This is a genomic window from Pseudomonas sp. RT4P38, assembly GCF_054897765.1.
On record NZ_CM142703.1, the window covers coordinates 1,827,710 to 1,842,787 of the forward strand.

General features: G+C 59.9%; 18 protein-coding genes and 1 pseudogene. 11 read left to right on the forward strand and 8 right to left on the reverse strand.

From position 1 onward, the window contains the following. Positions 1-9: 9 nt before the first annotated feature. The 4 genes and pseudogenes from ACYZT7_RS08455 to ACYZT7_RS08470 all read left to right on the forward strand — a co-directional run. Positions 10-87: pseudogene (locus ACYZT7_RS08455) on the forward strand (class I SAM-dependent methyltransferase); the annotation flags it as partial. Positions 88-210: 123 nt separating this feature from the next. Beyond that, entirely contained in the window at positions 211-1,344 is a 1,134-nt protein-coding gene (gene rnd / locus ACYZT7_RS08460; RefSeq protein ID WP_462040679.1) for a ribonuclease D, read from the forward strand. Further along, positions 1,341-1,634: a YcgL domain-containing protein gene (locus ACYZT7_RS08465; protein WP_007898694.1), complete on the forward strand. Its 294-nt coding sequence runs from the start codon at positions 1,341-1,343 to the stop codon at positions 1,632-1,634. Before rnd ends, ACYZT7_RS08465 begins: the two co-directional genes overlap by 4 nt. Before the next feature lie 120 nt (positions 1,635-1,754). Beyond that, positions 1,755-2,687, forward strand: coding sequence for a D-2-hydroxyacid dehydrogenase (locus ACYZT7_RS08470; RefSeq protein ID WP_462040680.1), 933 nt, complete (start codon positions 1,755-1,757; stop codon positions 2,685-2,687). A gap of 139 nt (positions 2,688-2,826) precedes the next feature. Here the strand turns inward: ACYZT7_RS08470 and ACYZT7_RS08475 are convergent, their stop codons facing one another. Continuing rightward, positions 2,827-3,420 carry a nitroreductase family protein gene (locus ACYZT7_RS08475; RefSeq protein WP_462040681.1) on the reverse strand — a complete coding sequence of 198 codons (594 nt, stop codon included), beginning with the start codon at positions 3,418-3,420 and terminating at the stop codon, positions 2,827-2,829. Between the two features lie 166 nt (positions 3,421-3,586). Between ACYZT7_RS08475 and ACYZT7_RS08480 the strand changes: the two genes are divergently transcribed. Continuing rightward, positions 3,587-4,036 carry a YcgN family cysteine cluster protein gene (locus ACYZT7_RS08480; protein WP_449642509.1) on the forward strand — a complete coding sequence of 150 codons (450 nt, stop codon included), beginning with the start codon at positions 3,587-3,589 and terminating at the stop codon, positions 4,034-4,036. A gap of 28 nt (positions 4,037-4,064) precedes the next feature. Continuing rightward, on the forward strand, positions 4,065-5,294 hold the full coding sequence (locus ACYZT7_RS08485) for a hypothetical protein (RefSeq protein WP_462040682.1): 1,230 nt from the start codon (positions 4,065-4,067) through the stop codon (positions 5,292-5,294). Positions 5,295-5,330: 36 nt separating this feature from the next. On the opposite strand, the gene ACYZT7_RS08490 is transcribed toward ACYZT7_RS08485, so the two are convergent. The 4 genes from ACYZT7_RS08490 to ACYZT7_RS08505 form a co-directional block, all read right to left on the reverse strand. Next, positions 5,331-5,708: a YgaP family membrane protein gene (locus ACYZT7_RS08490; RefSeq protein WP_462040683.1), complete on the reverse strand. Its 378-nt coding sequence runs from the start codon at positions 5,706-5,708 to the stop codon at positions 5,331-5,333. Positions 5,709-5,800: 92 nt separating this feature from the next. Next, on the reverse strand, positions 5,801-6,271 hold the full coding sequence (locus ACYZT7_RS08495) for an RNA methyltransferase (RefSeq protein ID WP_129441984.1): 471 nt from the start codon (positions 6,269-6,271) through the stop codon (positions 5,801-5,803). 206 nt (positions 6,272-6,477) lie between these two features. After that, positions 6,478-6,852 carry a YajD family HNH nuclease gene (locus tag ACYZT7_RS08500; RefSeq protein WP_285436637.1) on the reverse strand — a complete coding sequence of 125 codons (375 nt, stop codon included), beginning with the start codon at positions 6,850-6,852 and terminating at the stop codon, positions 6,478-6,480. 48 nt (positions 6,853-6,900) lie between these two features. Further along, a complete protein-coding gene (locus tag ACYZT7_RS08505; protein ID WP_076030084.1) occupies positions 6,901-7,587 on the reverse strand; it encodes a spermidine synthase in 687 nt (228 codons plus the stop codon). 98 nt (positions 7,588-7,685) lie between these two features. Between ACYZT7_RS08505 and ACYZT7_RS08510 the strand changes: the two genes are divergently transcribed. Then, positions 7,686-7,976 carry a hypothetical protein gene (locus tag ACYZT7_RS08510; RefSeq protein WP_462040684.1) on the forward strand — a complete coding sequence of 97 codons (291 nt, stop codon included), beginning with the start codon at positions 7,686-7,688 and terminating at the stop codon, positions 7,974-7,976. Here ACYZT7_RS08510 and ACYZT7_RS08515 read toward each other — a convergent pair. Next, positions 7,973-8,446, reverse strand: a complete 474-nt coding sequence (locus ACYZT7_RS08515; RefSeq protein WP_462030750.1) for a cyclic nucleotide-binding domain-containing protein — start codon at positions 8,444-8,446, stop codon at positions 7,973-7,975. The two genes, ACYZT7_RS08510 and ACYZT7_RS08515, sit on opposite strands and share 4 nt — an antisense overlap. A 94-nt stretch (positions 8,447-8,540) precedes the next feature. Next, positions 8,541-10,595 (reverse strand): S9 family peptidase, encoded by a 2,055-nt coding sequence (locus ACYZT7_RS08520; RefSeq protein ID WP_462040685.1) that lies wholly within the window; start codon positions 10,593-10,595, stop codon positions 8,541-8,543. A gap of 101 nt (positions 10,596-10,696) precedes the next feature. Between ACYZT7_RS08520 and ACYZT7_RS08525 the strand changes: the two genes are divergently transcribed. From ACYZT7_RS08525 to ACYZT7_RS08535, 3 genes are read left to right on the forward strand one after another with little or no spacing between them, the layout of a single operon-like run. Beyond that, the gene (locus ACYZT7_RS08525) at positions 10,697-11,194 is read left to right on the forward strand and encodes an MFS transporter (protein ID WP_462040686.1); all 498 of its coding nucleotides are present in this window, start codon (positions 10,697-10,699) and stop codon (positions 11,192-11,194) included. A gap of 32 nt (positions 11,195-11,226) precedes the next feature. Then, entirely contained in the window at positions 11,227-12,003 is a 777-nt protein-coding gene (locus ACYZT7_RS08530; protein WP_347802963.1) for a class II glutamine amidotransferase, read from the forward strand. A 12-nt stretch (positions 12,004-12,015) separates the two neighbouring features. Continuing rightward, the gene (locus tag ACYZT7_RS08535) at positions 12,016-12,558 is read left to right on the forward strand and encodes a DUF2937 family protein (protein WP_462040687.1); all 543 of its coding nucleotides are present in this window, start codon (positions 12,016-12,018) and stop codon (positions 12,556-12,558) included. Positions 12,559-12,721: 163 nt separating this feature from the next. Here the strand turns inward: ACYZT7_RS08535 and ACYZT7_RS08540 are convergent, their stop codons facing one another. After that, the gene (locus ACYZT7_RS08540) at positions 12,722-13,636 is read right to left on the reverse strand and encodes a LysR family transcriptional regulator (RefSeq protein ID WP_462040688.1); all 915 of its coding nucleotides are present in this window, start codon (positions 13,634-13,636) and stop codon (positions 12,722-12,724) included. A gap of 148 nt (positions 13,637-13,784) precedes the next feature. Here ACYZT7_RS08540 and ACYZT7_RS08545 point away from each other — a divergent pair, with 148 nt between their 5' ends. Next, positions 13,785-15,071, forward strand: coding sequence for an MFS transporter (locus ACYZT7_RS08545; RefSeq protein WP_462040689.1), 1,287 nt, complete (start codon positions 13,785-13,787; stop codon positions 15,069-15,071). Positions 15,072-15,078: the final 7 nt, after the last annotated feature.

Here is a 15,078-nt window from a genome sequence, read left to right on the forward strand (position 1 = left end):
TCAACCTTTTTTTTCTTGCTCAGTCATCAGAACTTCCTGCCGGGCTGTGCGCGGATGCGTGTCTACGTACTGCGTAAGGCCAGCTAGGCTCCGCTTGTCAGACATTTCTTGCTCTCTGGCAGGCATTTTCGCTAAAGCTCTTGTTCAGTGGATGCGCGGAAATCGCCGGGGGCGATATATACTGCGCGCCATTCTTCAAGGGAGAGCCGTGTGGCCATCGATATTCACTGGATTCGCGACAACGATAGCCTCGGTCAGTTTTGCGCCGAGTGGCAGCAGCTGCCATTCGTTGCCCTCGACACCGAATTCATGCGGGTCGACACCTTTTATCCGATCGCAGGCCTGCTGCAGATCGGCGATGGCGTACGCGCTTACCTGATTGACCCCCTGACCATCGACAACTGGCAACCCCTGGCCGCGTTGCTGGAAAACCCAGCCGTGGTCAAAGTCGTCCACGCGTGCAGCGAAGACCTCGAAGTCTTGCTGCGCCTGACCGGCAGCCTGCCGGCGCCACTGTTCGACACCCAACTGGCCGCCGCTTATCTGAACCTGGGTTTCTCCATGGGCTATTCGCGGCTGGTGCAGGAAGTGCTCGGCATCGACCTGCCCAAGGGCGAGACCCGTTCCGACTGGCTGCAACGCCCACTTTCGGACACCCAAATCAGCTACGCCGCCGAAGATGCCTTGCACCTGGCGGAAGTTTTCGTACAGCTTCGTCCGAAGCTGTCTGACGACAAGTACGACTGGGTCCTGGAAGACGGCGCCGAACTGGTGGCCAACCTGCGTCGCGAAGTTGATCCGTACGAGGTCTATCGCGACGCCAAACTGGCCTGGAAGCTCTCCCGCGCTCAACTCGCGGTGTTGCGTGAACTGTGCGCCTGGCGCGAGCGCGAAGCCCGTGCCCGTGATCTACCGCGCAACCGCATCGTTCGTGAGCATTCCCTGTGGCCGTTGGCGCGCACGCAACCGGACAACCTCGGCGCGTTGGCGAAAATCGAAGACATGCACCCGCGTACCGTGCGTCAGGACGGTGAATTTCTGCTTGATCTGATCAAGCGCTCTGGCAGTGTGTCGCCAGATCGATGGCCGCCAGCGGTGCCGGAGCCATTACCGGTGGACGCCGCTACGCTGGTCAAGCAGCTTCGAGCGATCGGCCAGGCCGAAGCCGAGCGCCTGAACATCGCGCCGGAGCTGATGCTGCGCAAGAAAACCCTGGAAGCGCTGCTCAAGAGCGGCTACCCCAATGGTCCTTACCAATTGCCTGATTCGCTGCGTGGCTGGCGCCGCGAATTGATGGGCCAGGCGCTGCTCGACAGCCTGGCCACCGCCGGAGAACAGCCTTGAAACGTATTTGCTCCATCTACCGAAGCCTGAAGAAAAACGAGATGTACCTCTATGTGCTCAAAAGCGATGCACTGGAGCGCGTCCCGGAAAGCCTGATGGCTGCCTTCGGAAAACCGCATCACGCCTTCGACCTGGTGCTGACCCCCGAGCGCAAACTGTCGCGCGAGGACATCACCGTGGTGCTGGAAAACCTTGAGAAGCAGGGTTATCACTTGCAAATGCCGCCGGCCGAAGACGAGTACATCGAACATTTGCCGGAAGAATTGCTGCGACGTAACGACCCGATGTGATCGGCAGACAGGCTCTGTTCAGAGCCTTTATGAAACACTGGAATGATTTTGGCGATGGCCAGGGCGATGGAGCGATACTCCGTCGGTGGCCGTCTGCACTGTTTTCGAAAGGTTTGAAACATGCGCGTTCTGATAGCTGAACACGACCACCCGGTGTACGCCCAGCTGTTGCGTCAAGCAGCGCCTGACCTGGAAGTGCTGACCAGCGGTGACTCCGCCGAACTGGCCAGCCAGGCCGCCGATTGTCCGATCTGGCTCGGTCAGCCGGACCTGCTGGCGACCCTGCTGCGTCAGGGCCACGAGCCACAATGGCTGCAATCGACCTGGGCGGGTATCACGCCGCTGCTGGCCGACGGCTTGCCTCGGCACTATCGCCTGACCCGGGCGGTGGGGATTTTCGGTCAGGTCATGGCCGAATACGTGCTGACCTACATGCTTGGCCACGAGCGCGAAGTGCTGCCGCGGCTGGTCAGCCAGGTCGAGCGCAAGTGGGACAGTCGCCAGGGCCAAAGCCTGGCCGGCCGCAAAGTGTTGATCGTCGGCACCGGTGACATCGGGCAGACCGTGGCGCAGTTCCTCGTGCCATTTGGCGTCGAGTTGTACGGCATCGCCAGCGAAGCCCGTGAGCAGACCCCGTTTGTCGAAGTGGGGGCGCTGGCTGATTTGCCGCGTCTGGTGGGTGAAGTGGATTACGTGATCAATCTGCTGCCGAATACGCCGAACACCCACGACTTGTACGACGCGGCGCTGTTCAAGCAATTCAAGCCGACCGGTTTGTTCATCAACGTCGGACGCGGCGTGGCAGTGGTCGATGCGGACCTGGTGGAAGCCTTGAAAGAAGGGCATCTGGCCGGTGCCGTGATCGACGTCTGCCGTCAGGAACCGTTGCCGCAGCGTCACCCGTTCTGGACGGCGTGGGGCTTGCTGCTGACCGGCCACAGCTCGGCGCCGACTTCGCCATCGATGATGGTGAATCTGTTTGTCGAAAACCTGCGGGCGTATCAGGCGGATGAGGCGTTGCGCGGGGAAGTGGATTTCAATCGCGGGTATTGAATCCGCCGTTTGATTGAATATTGTGCAAAACCTGTGGGAGCGAGCTTGCTCGCGATGGCAGTGTGACAGTCAACCTTGATGTTGAATGTGACGGCCTCATCGCGAGCAAGCTCGCTCCCACATTGGTTTTCGGTGTGGCTTAGAGGGTGAAGTCGCCTTCGGCGGTCAGCTCGCTCAACGGACGACGTGGGCTTGGCTCTTCACGCGCTTGCAGGTAGTCCGCCAGCGTCGCCTTATCGCCCAGTTTGCCCACAGCCACCGCAGCGTGCAGCGCATAACCCTCAGGAATGTTCAGCTCTTTGCGGGTCAGTTCCTGGTCGAAACCGGCCATGCCGTGGGTGTGCCAGCCGCTGATGCTCGCTTGCAGCGCCAGATGGCCCCAGGCCGAACCGGTGTCGAAGGTGTGCCACAGCGCCGGGGTTTCTTCGGTGGCGCCAGGCACTGCAAAGGTGGTTTTCGAGATCACGATCACCAGCGCCGAGGCGTGTTGCGCCCAGCTGCGGTTGAATTCGTTCAGTAGCCCCAGATAGCGCTCCCAGTTTGGCGTGTCGCGACGCGCGTACAGAAACCGCCAAGGCTGCGAGTTGTAAGCCGATGGCGCCCAGCGTGCGGCTTCAAAGAAGCTCAGCAGGGTCTCGATGGGAATGGTTTCGCCGGTGAAGGCGCGGGGTGACCAGCGATCGGTGAACTGAGGGTGGATGGCATAATCGGCAACGCGTGGATTAGCACTCATCAAGAGATTCCTTGCTACGTTTGAAAGTGAGGGGCGACGCAAAACCCTACTGGGCGGCGCATTAACTGACAAGTCCCGTTCTACCGGCAGTCGCCAATGCTTGGCCGACAACGGCCTTGGCACTAGACTGGCGGCCTTTTCACCACCTGATGTTGATGCTTGAGCCATGGCCGCCAAAGTCGAACCGTTCTGGATACGCAAAACCCTCGATCAACTTGATCAAGAGGAATGGGAATCGCTGTGCGATGGCTGTGGCCTGTGCTGCCTGCAAAAGCTCGAAGATGAAGACGACAACAGCGTTTACTACACGCGCATCGCCTGCAAACTGCTGGACCTGAAAACCTGTCAGTGCACCGATTATCCCAACCGCCGCGATTTCGTCCCGGACTGCATCCAGCTCACACCGGGCAAGGCCGATGAGTTCAAATGGTTGCCACCGACCTGTGGCTATCGACTGGTCAGCGAAGGCAAGGACTTGCCGCTCTGGCATCATCTGGTGTGCGGTGATCGCGATGCGGTGCACCACGAACGTATTTCCCAGTCCGGGCGCATGCTCGCTGAAGGCAGCGTGGCTGAAGAGGATTGGGAAGACCATCTGATATTCAGGGCGGGTTGAACGCCTAACGTTTCACGAAGGAGTGTGTATGGCTGTGGGATTGCGGCTGGCGTTGGCCTTTGGGCTTTTTGCCCTGAGTTCGCCCGTGTGGGCGGCGAAGAAGGTCGATCTGGATTACCACGTTCGCCTATTGCCGCAAAGTGATCAGGCTGAAGTGCGTCTGACCCTGGCCCAGGGTTCGGCGGTGCGCAGTCTGGATTTCGACCTGGGTGACGGCAGCCACTACAGCGACTTCAAGGCCGATGGCCAATGGCAGCTCACGCCGGGCAAACAGGCCCGTGGTGTCTGGCGTCCGGCCGCCGACAAGTCCAGCCTGACCTACCGCGTACGCATCAGCCACGGGCGCAAGAGCGGCAGCTTCGATACGCGCATGACGCCAACTTGGGCACTGATGCGCGGTGACGATCTGGTACCAGCGGCCAAACTCGATCAGCAGGACGGCATCGAGCTGGTTTCACGCCTTGAATTCGAATTGCCCACGGGCTGGAAAAGCGTTGAAACCGCCTGGCCGCGAATCGGCAAGAACAAATTCCGGGTCGATAACGTTTCTCGCTTGTTCGACCGGCCCACGGGCTGGATGCTCGCCGGTCACCTCGGCAGCCGTCGCACGCGGCTTGGGGAAACCGAGGTCACCGTCGCCTCACCTCAGGGCCAGGGCATGCGCCGCATGGATGTGCTGACATTGCTGACCTTTGTCTGGCCGCAAGTGCAGGCGGTGTATCCCCGTCATCCCGTCAAACTGCTGATTGTCGGCGCCAACGACCCGATGTGGCGTGGCAGTCTGGGCGCGCGCGAATCGATCTATCTGAACACGCGTCTGCCGCTGGTTAGCGAAAGCGGCACCAGTGCGCTGGTGCGGGAATTGGCTCAGGTGTTCGGGCGGATCAACGCCAAGCAGCGCAGTGACTGGATCAGCGAAGGATTTGCCGAGTATTACGCCATCGAACTGGTGCGCCGCGCCGGCGGCATGAGTGATGAGCGGTATGAGAGTTTGCAGAAAAAGTTGGCCAAGGACAGCCAGAAGGTCAGCACATTGCGTGGTGAGCAGGCCAGTCCGGCGCAGGTCTCGAAAGCCGTTGTGTTATTGCAGGAACTGGATCGCGAGATTCGCTTGAAGACCCGCAACAAGCGTTCGCTGGATGATGTATTGCAAGGGGCGATGCATCTGGAGAGCGTGGATACCAAGGAATTTGTTCAGCTCAGTGAGAGCGTTATTGGCGAGTCCTCCAAAGTCCTCGATACCGAGTTGCTGCAGTGATCGTTCCCACGAGCGTGGGAACGATCGTCGTCTGGATCAAACCCCGGTTTTTGGCGACGTCAAAGAATCATTGCCCGTCACGGTAGCGGTATTGGTCGCCGCTTCAGCATTTGCCTTCAACCGGTTCAGCTCTTCACCCGCCCGCTGAATCTTCACCCGCACGTTGTTCATGTCCTGACGGCTTTTCTCCAGCAGGCTTTTCACCGAACTGTGCCCGGTAATCCCACGCGCCAGGGCCGCACCGCCGATCGCCACTTGAATCAACCCGAACACGCCACCGCGACGCAGGCCCTTGCCGACCATCACCACACCACCGGCCAGGGAAGCAACGCGTTCCCAACCCTCAACGTTCTGGTCAGTGTGAGTCTGGAACGGGGTGGATTCGATGCGTTCTACGCGTTTGAGCTCGCTCATGATCTGTCTCCTGGCGGGAATAGCTGCTTCAACAATAGATAATTAAGCTGACTGCCGAGGCGGGCCGCTTGTTCCATCGGATGTGCGGTGAATCAGCGAAATTTCGCCCCGGAACGAGTATTGAGTCCCTTGGACAGGCGGTCATAGAGCACGACGTTGACGGTGGCCGCGAGGTTCATGCAGCCGGTGGTCGGGATGTAGACCACGTCTTCGCACCAGTCACGAATCTCTTTATCCAGCGAGCCGTCTTCCGGGCCGAAGATGTACAGCGCGCGGTCCGGGTGCGTGTATTCCGGCAGCGAGCGGGCGCCGTCCACCAGTTCCACCGCGACCGGAACGCAGCCCAGCGGCAGGATTTTTTTCAGGTCGTCGATGCCGATCAGCGGAATGTCGTAGTGGACTCGCTTGGTGTCGGTGACGAAGTCGGCGGCGCGTTCATAGCGCTTGCCGGTGTAGAACACGGACGCCACGCCATAGCAGCCAGCGGCGCGCATCACCGAACCGACGTTCTCCGGTGATTTGGGGTTATACAAACCAATGCAGCTGTACCGTTTGTCTGCCACGAGCGGGTGCCTTCGGGGAAAAAACGGCGATTATACGGGGATTGGGGGAGGGGTGTTCGGTTTGAGATTGGTGGTGTCTGGTCGGCCGCCTTCGCGAGCAAGCTCGCTCCCACAGGTTCTTCGGCGTACACAGCATTTGTGCTCACCGCCAATCACTGTGGGAGCGAGCTTGCTCGCGATGAGGCCAGGTCAGGCAAATAAAATCTTCAGTCTTCCTTCTTCATCAACCCCGCCAACGCTGCAAACGGGTTATGCGTAGCCTTGGCAATTTTCGGACTGCTGAGCGAACCCTCGTCAAAATACTGTTGGTCGGTGTACCGCGAGTGTTCGTTGTCGTGGCAATACAGGCACAACAGCTCCCAGTTCGAGCCGTCCTGAGGGTTGTTGTCGTGGTTGTGGTCGCGGTGGTGCACGGTCAGTTCGCTCAGGCGTTTGCCGGAAAACTCACGGGCGCAACGACCGCACACGTGCGGGTACATTTTCAGGGCCTTGTCGCGGTAACCCATTTCCTTGTCGCGCTGGTTGTCAGCAAGGATGCGGTCCAGCTTCGACGTGTTGGACGGAGGCGTTGACGAACTCATGGGTTCACCTTTGTAAAAGACTAATGACGGTAATAAACGCAGTTTAGCTCAGCCCTTGAGCTTCTCGGCAATCCAGATGGTGTGACGGGTGCCTTTGTTGCCGTGAGCGAAGACCTGGACTTCCTCGGCCTTGAAACCGGCCTTCTTCAGTTTGTCGGAAAACTGTCGGTCAGCGCTCGCGGACCATACGGCCAGCACACCTTTGGGCCGTAGCGCTTTGGCGCAGGCGCTCAGGCCGCCAGCGGAGTAGAGCCAGCTGTTGGCCTTCTGGGTCAGGCCTTCGGGGCCGTTGTCGACGTCGAGCATGATCGCGTCGAAACCTTGTGGCTCGGCTTGCAGCACGTTGGCCACGTCTTCCATGCGAATGACCGTACGCGGGTCGAGCAGCGGGTTCCCGGCTTTCTCGCCCAGCGGTCCACGGTTCCACTCCACCACCCCCGGCACCAGTTCGGCAACGACCACTTCAGCAGTCTTGCCCAGGTGCTTGAGGGCCGAGGCGAGGGTGAAACCCATGCCCAGGCCGCCGATCAGCACGCGCGAATTCGGCCGGCCGGCCACTTTACGGCACGGGATCTCGGCCAGCGCATCTTCGGAGCCGTGCATGCGGGTGTTCATCAGTTGCCCGCCGTCGCCGCCCTGGATCTTGATGACAAAATCCTCGCCGTATTCGAACAGGCACAAGGCACCGCCATTTTCAGGAATTGGAGTGGTGTCGAGCAGAACGAAACGTTTCATGGGACTCACTTGAGGAGAAATTGGCATAAAGGGAGGAAGGCAAACACGCGCCGTTGGGAGTAGCCTGCAAAAAGACAACAAGGCCAACGGAGCCATTGATGAAGCGCACCATTCTAACGGTCATTGCCTTGGCCGCGCTCTCGATAACTGCAGTGCAGGCCCAGGTGCTGCAAACCATCCCCACCAGCCCCGCGCCGCTGCCCGGTTCGCCCGGCACTGCGACCCCGACACCGTACCCGCAAATCACTCCGACCAGCGTGCCCAAGGTTGGCCCTGGCAGTGGCGGTCCGCCGTTGGTACCCATGGAAATGCCTAGCCCGCCCACCAAGGACCAGCCACTGCCGGGGATGGAGCAAAACCCGTCGAAAGCCAAATCACCCGGCGGTTAAACCTGCTGCGAGAGCAGTTGCCCGTCGGCCATGCGCAGGCGTTTCGAGAGGGAAACGGCAAGGGCGCGGATGACTTTGGCGGCGATTTTCGGTGCATCGTTGAGCATCTTTTCCAGCGAGTCCTTGCCCAGATTGAGCAACTGGCAATTGCTCGCGGCCACGCAACTGGCTGAACGTCGTTCACCGTCAAGCACGGCCATTTCGCCGAACGCCCGACCGCTGCGCAACGTTGCCATGGTCACCCGTTGCCCGTCGCTGTTGGTTTTCTGCACTGCCACCTGGCCGGTGTGGATGATGCACATGAAGCTGCCGGCATCGCCCTCATGGAAAATCTCTTCGCCTTGAGCAATGGTGCTGATGCTGAAGTAACCCGAGGCAGCGGCAAAGTCCGCCGGCAGCAGTTGATCGAACAGGCCACAGTCCATCAGCCAGTCGCGAATTTCGTTGTTCAGTAAGGTCGGTTCTGACATGTCGTCACGGTCTTTTTCGTGTGTCTGTTGTTCCGGACCTATGGCTGCGGGACCGGCGTACTGGTGTTAAGACCGGCACGCCGAACGGAGTTCCTCAGGCGATGCCCAAAACCTTGAAAACAAATGCGTATTCGAGTGCTACGTCACGCAATCCCTGATAACGACCGCTCATCCCGCCATGCCCGGCACCCAATTCGGTCCTGAGCAGCAGGGGATGGGTGTCGGTTTTGGTCGCGCGTAATTTTGCCACCCACTTGGCTGCTTCCCAGTACTGCACGCGGCTGTCGTTGTAGCCGGCGATCACCAGGGTCGCCGGATAGGCTTGCGCGGTGACGTTTTCGTACGGGGCGTAGGCCTTGATCCGCTCATAGACGTCCGGTTCTTCAGGATTGCCCCACTCGTCGTATTCGGTGACGGTCAACGGCAGATCCGGGTCGAGCATGGTGTTCAGCACGTCGACGAACGGTACTTCGGCAATCGCTGCGCCGAACAGCTCCGGCCGCTGATTGAGCACCGCGCCGATCAGCAAACCACCGGCGCTGCCGCCGCTGATCGCCAATTGCTGAGGTGTGGTGAAATTATTGGCGATCAGGTGTTCGGCGCAGGCGATGAAATCGCTGAAGGTGTTGTGCTTGTGCTCCTGCTTGCCAGCGCGATACCAGGCTTCGCCCAGTTCACCGCCGCCCCGTACGTGAGCAATTGCGAATGCCACGCCACGATCCAGCAGACTCAAACGCGCGTGGGAGAACCACGGGTCGAGGCTTTCACCGTAGGCGCCATAGCCGTACAGATAAAGCGGCGTCGGCTTGCCAAGTGCTTCGCGTTTGACGACGAAGCTGATCGGCACTTTCGTACCGTCCGGTGCCGTCGCCCACAGACGCTGACTGACGTAGGCATCGGCGTCGAACGGCCCGAGCACCGGGGTTTCCTTGAGGACTTTCTGCTCGCCGCTGCCCAGCTCAAGCTGGCGGATTTGCGCCGGACGGTTCAACGCTTCGTAGCGCAGACGGATCCTGTCGCTGACGAATTCCAGACTGTTTTGCACGTGAAGGCTGTAGGCCGCATCCGGTAGTTGCACACGGTAGCTGGGCAGGTCTTGCGGATGAACTTCGATGATCGGTAAGCCGCCGACCCGCAGGCTCAGGGTCATGGCCCCGGCGTTGAGGCTCATGCCGTCGATCATCACCGTGTCGCTGTGCGGGATCAGGTTTTGCCAGTCGGCCTCGGTCGGTGCCACGCCGGTGTCTACGGCGTGGTACAGAGCAAAGTTGATGCCGTCGCGGTTGGTGCGAATGAACCAGGCCCACTCGCCATCGAGTGCGCCGTGGTCGACGTCGTATTCATGGTCTTCAACCCGTGGCGCCACGCAAGTAAAAGCCTGCTGCGGCTGGAACGCGTCGAGCACCCAGACTTCGCTGGTGGTCTTGCTGCCCAGGGACAGCAGCAATTGCTGCTCGGAGCTTGAGCGGTAGCAATGCATGAAGAATCGACCGTCCTGCTCATGGAACACTTCTTCGGCTGCCGTACCGTCCAGCCGATAGCGGAACAGTTTGTGCGGGCGATGGGTGTCGTCCAGCTCGCCGAAGAACAGCGTCAGGCTGTCGTTGGCCCAGGTCATGCTGCCGTCGCAGTCCTGGAATTCCAGTTCGCTGACACGGCCGTTGGACAATTCCTTCACGAACAGCGTGTAAATCTCATCGCCCGTGGCGTCGATGCTGTAGGCCAGACGCTGGTGGTCCGGGCTGATACTGAACGCGCCCAGGGAAAAGAAGCCGCCTTTGGCCAACGCATTCGGGTCCAACAGCAGCTGTTCCTGGCTTTCGTCGAGCTGCAGGCTGTCCTCGGCCGGGCGCGGGCAGCGGTAGTGACGGGCGTATTCGTCACCGGCCGTGGTGCGCGTGTAATACAGGTACGGACCCCAAGGGGAGGGCAAGGACAGGTCGGTTTCGAGAATCCGTCCCTTGATCTCTTCGAACAGGGTTTCACGCAGCGCGGCCTGATCGGCGGTTTGCGCCTCTTGATAGCTGTTTTCCGCTTTCAGGTAGTCGAGCACAGCGTCGGTGTCGCGTTCCTGCAGCCAGGCATACGGGTCGTCGCCTTCGGCCTTGTGGGCAATGGGAGCGTCGCAAACGTTGACGGATAAGGGCATGAAGGGCTCTCGAGCGGTTTACGAAAAGGGGTCTCGCAGACGGCGGGCAAGCCTGACGTGCGAAAAGTCGTTACTATAAGCGCCTCTTTGCCTGCCTTGCCATGGACACCATGACCGAGAACGACTATCTGATCGCTTGGGGCCTCTACGCCTTTGCCGCTTTGGGCTGCCTGTTGGTGTGGATGCGTATCACCCGCTGGATGTGGCGATGGCTGCGTGAGCCGCTGCGGGTGCTGGTTGCCGTGTTGCTGTTCAGCCCCACCATCATCGACCCGGTGAAGGAAAAGGTTGCCCCGGCCATCGCCATTACTGCACTTGATCTAATGTTCAAGGTTGGCAACAACGCCTGGCGGGCGGTGTCCGACCTGTTCATGTACGGCATGATCGTCTTCGGCATTTACCTGGTGTTCGTGGCGATCCGGTTCACTATCGAACGTGCGTCCAACGCTCGCAAGGAACAGGCTGCCGCTGCCAAGGCTGCGGCGCGGGCCGACGAACCGGAAGAAGATCATCCTTTCGGCGGTGCGGGCGATGATCGTTACGGTCGCCCACCGGTGCCGAGCAACCCTCAGCGATTGCGGGTCGAACCGCGTCTGTAACCTTGCCCCTGCCTTTCAGCGAGAATCCGAGCATGTGTGAGTTATTGGGCATGAGCGCCAATGTGCCGACCGATATCGTGTTCAGCTTCACCGGGCTGATGCAGCGCGGCGGCCGCACGGGTCCGCACCGTGACGGCTGGGGCATCGCCTTTTACGAGGGCCGTGGCCTGCGCCTGTTTCAGGACCCGGCGGCGAGCAGTGAGTCCGAGGTCGCGAACCTGGTGCAACGCTATCCGATCAAGAGCGAAGTGGTGATCGGGCACATCCGCCAGGCCAATGTCGGCAAGGTCTGCCTGTCCAATACCCATCCATTTGTGCGCGAGCTGTGGGGGCGTAACTGGTGTTTTGCCCACAACGGCCAGCTCGCGGAGTTTCAACCGATCAAGAGCTTTTACCGCCCGGTCGGCGATACCGACAGCGAAGCGGCGTTCTGCGATTTGCTCAACCGCGTGCGCGCAGCGTTCCCGGAACCGGTAGAGGTCGAAGAACTGCTGCCAGACCTGGTGGCCGCCTGCGCGGAGTACCGCAGCAAAGGCGTGTTCAACTGCCTGCTCAGCGATGGCGACTGGTTGTTCTGCTATTGCTCGACCAAACTGGCGCAAATCACCCGTCGCGCGCCATTCGGTCCGGCGCGTTTGAAGGACGTCGATGTGATCGTCGATTTCCAGGCCGAAACCACGCCCAACGACGTGGTCACGGTGATCGCCACCGAACCCTTGACCGAAAACGAAACCTGGACCCGCTACGAACCGGGCCAATGGAGCCTCTGGCGACGCGGTGAATGCGTCAGCCAGGGCAAGACCGAATAAGGACTTCCCTTCATGTTGCTCAGTTATCTACGGCTGGTGTTGTTCGCGGCGGGCCTGTTGATCGGTGTCCAGGTGCCAGGGTTCATCAGCGATTATGCCAAACGGGTCGAAGCGCATCTGATTGAGGCGCAGACCAGTCTGAACGGTTTTCAGGGCACGGCGAATCAGTTCTTCAAGGGTGACATGCAGGCGTTGGTGGCCCATTACCGCGCCAGCGAAGATCCGATTTTTCGCAGCGATGCCGACAGCCTGAGCACCTTGCTTACCCGTCAACTGGCCCTCGATAAACAGTTTCAGGCCATGCAGGGCCCGTGGTACATCCGCTTCCTGCAAGTGGCATTGGCCGCCGATCCGGATATTCGCAAGGAAACCTGGAACGGCTACAGCTACCAGATTCTGCTGACGCCGGAAGCGATGATCTGGGGCATGAGCGGGGCGTTGCTGTTGTCGTTCGGCATTGAATGCCTGTTCCGTCTGATCGACTGGGTGGTGCTGGGCGGCAAACGCCTGCGCCAGAGCCGGCCGATCGAAGATCGGGATGTGCGCGGGCTTTAATATTCGGGACCACCGCGTTCCCTGTGGCGAGGGGACTTGTCCCCGTTGGGTTGCGAAGCAGCCCCAAACCAGCCACCCCCGGGAATTCTGGTAAATCGCGTTCGCCGACTTTACGACTGCTGCGCAGCCGAACGGGGACAAGTCCCCTCGCCACAGGGGGCGATCAGTCAGCGAGGATGATATAACCCTCACCCACCTTGCGCGCATACCCGTCCAGCACCTGCTGACACAACGCAACAATCTCCTCGACCCACTCCACGCCAACCCGCCACGACACCACCACCTGCAAATTCGGTGGCCTTTGATCGATGGCCAGCAAGGTCAATTCCCCCCGCGCCAGTTCCTCGGCTACCAGCACCGGCGGCAGCGCGCCAATACCGAAACCGTCCCGCAGCAACCGGGTGATCGCCGATACCGAGTTCACGCAGTTCAACCGTGGCGTCATGATGCCGTTGGCCTGCATCAGGGCGAGAATCTCCTGATGCGGGTGAGAGTTTTTCGAATAGGTAATGATCCGTTCCCGCGCCAGGTCGGCAATCCCTGAATACTCGCGGTTGTAGATCGAATTAGTAGCAACAATCCAGCCCATCGGGTGACTGGCCAGCTCAAGGCTGCGCACGCTTTCCTGACGCAACAGGTCGGTTTGCAGGATCAGGTCGAGAAAGCCTTTTTGCAGTTGATCACAGAGGTTGAGCGCGGTATCGGCCACCAGCTCGATTTCTACCAGCGGATAGTGATCCATCATTTGCGCCACCAACGGGCTCAGCCAGGTATGGATGACCGTGTCCATCACGCCGATGCGAACCCGACCGACCTTGCTCGATCGGGTCTCGATCGACTGCTTGAGCGCCTGCATGGTGTCCATCATTTGCTCGGCGTATTCGAGCACTTTCAAGCCTTCGGGCGTCAGGCTCACGCCGCGTGAGTCGCGCAGGAACAGCTTCACCCCGAGCTCGCCTTCGAGCACTGCAATGCGGCTGGATATTGACGCCTGGGTGGTGAAAAGTTTGTCTGCCGTCAGGCGAAAACTCTTGAGTCGGGCGACCCAGACAAAGGTCTCGAGAAACTTCAGGTTCATAGGGACAAGTTTTTCTTATGTCTAGAGCGGGTTTTTATTAGTTGGACGCAGCAGGGCCGGCAGCCCAAAAATCAGGCCATCCGGTTCCCACGATAGGCGTCGTCGGGGCTCAGAACAATACCAATAAAAATTAGCGCGGAGATTTGCCATGAGTGCGCCCGACACGCTCGACATCCCCAAAGCCACGGTTCGCCCGGGACCTTTCGACTGGTACCGCAACATCAATCAGCAGGAACGCCGCACCTTCTGGAGCTGCAAGATCGGCTATGGCCTCGACGGCATGGACACCCAGATGCTCAGCTTCGTGGTGCCGACCCTGATTGCGATGTGGGGCATCACCACCGGCGAGGCAGGGCTGATTCACACCAGCACCCTGATCGCCTCGGCCATCGGCGGTTGGGTGGCGGGGATTCTCTCCGACCGCATCGGTCGCGTACGCACCTTGCAACTGACGGTGCTGTGGTTCGCCTTTTTCACCTTCCTTTGCGGCTTCGCCCAAAACTACGAACAACTGCTGATCAGCCGCACGCTGATGGGCTTCGGTTTCGGCGGCGAATGGACCGCTGGTGCGGTGTTGATGGGTGAAGTGATTCGCGCCAAGGACCGCGGCAAGGCTGTTGGCATGGTGCAATCCGGCTGGGCATTGGGTTGGGGACTGACGGCGATCTTGTATGCGCTGCTGTTCTCGGTGCTGCCACCGGAAGACGCCTGGCGCGCACTGTTCATCCTCGGCATCGTGCCGGCGATTTTTGTGATCTTCGTCCGCCGACTGGTCAAGGACCCGGAAATCTATCGCGAAGCCAAGGCTAAGCAAGAGCCCAGCAATCCGGCAAAATTCTACGAGATATTCGCTCCCGGCATCCTTTTCACCACGATTCGCGCGTCGGTGCTGACCACAGGTGCTCTGGGCGGTTACTACGCGATCACCTCCTGGTTGCCGACGTTTCTGAAGAACGAACGCGGTTTGAGCGTACTCGGCACCGGTGGCTATCTGGCGATGGTGATCGTCGGATCCTACGTCGGCTATGTCATTAGTGCGTATTTGACTGACATCCTCGGGCGTAAAAAGAACTTCATTCTGTTCGCGGTGGGCTCGTTCACCATTGTTCTGCTCTACACCCAATTGCCGGTCAGCAATGGCGTGATGCTCTGGCTGGGCTTTCCTTTGGGCTTCTTCGCCTCGGGGATTTTCAGCGGCATGGGCGCGTTTTTGACCGAGCTGTTTCCAACGCGGATTCGCGGTTCGGGTCAGGGCTTTTGCTACAACATTGGCCGGGCGCTGGCGGCGTTGTTCCCGCTGTTGATTGGCTTGATGAGCCAGACGGTGCCATTGAGCGTAGGCATCGGTGCTTTTGCGGCGGTGTCCTACGGGGTGGTGATCCTTGCGGCCCTGAGCCTGCCGGAAACCCGTGGCAAGCAACTTGAAGCCGAGTAGCTGATAA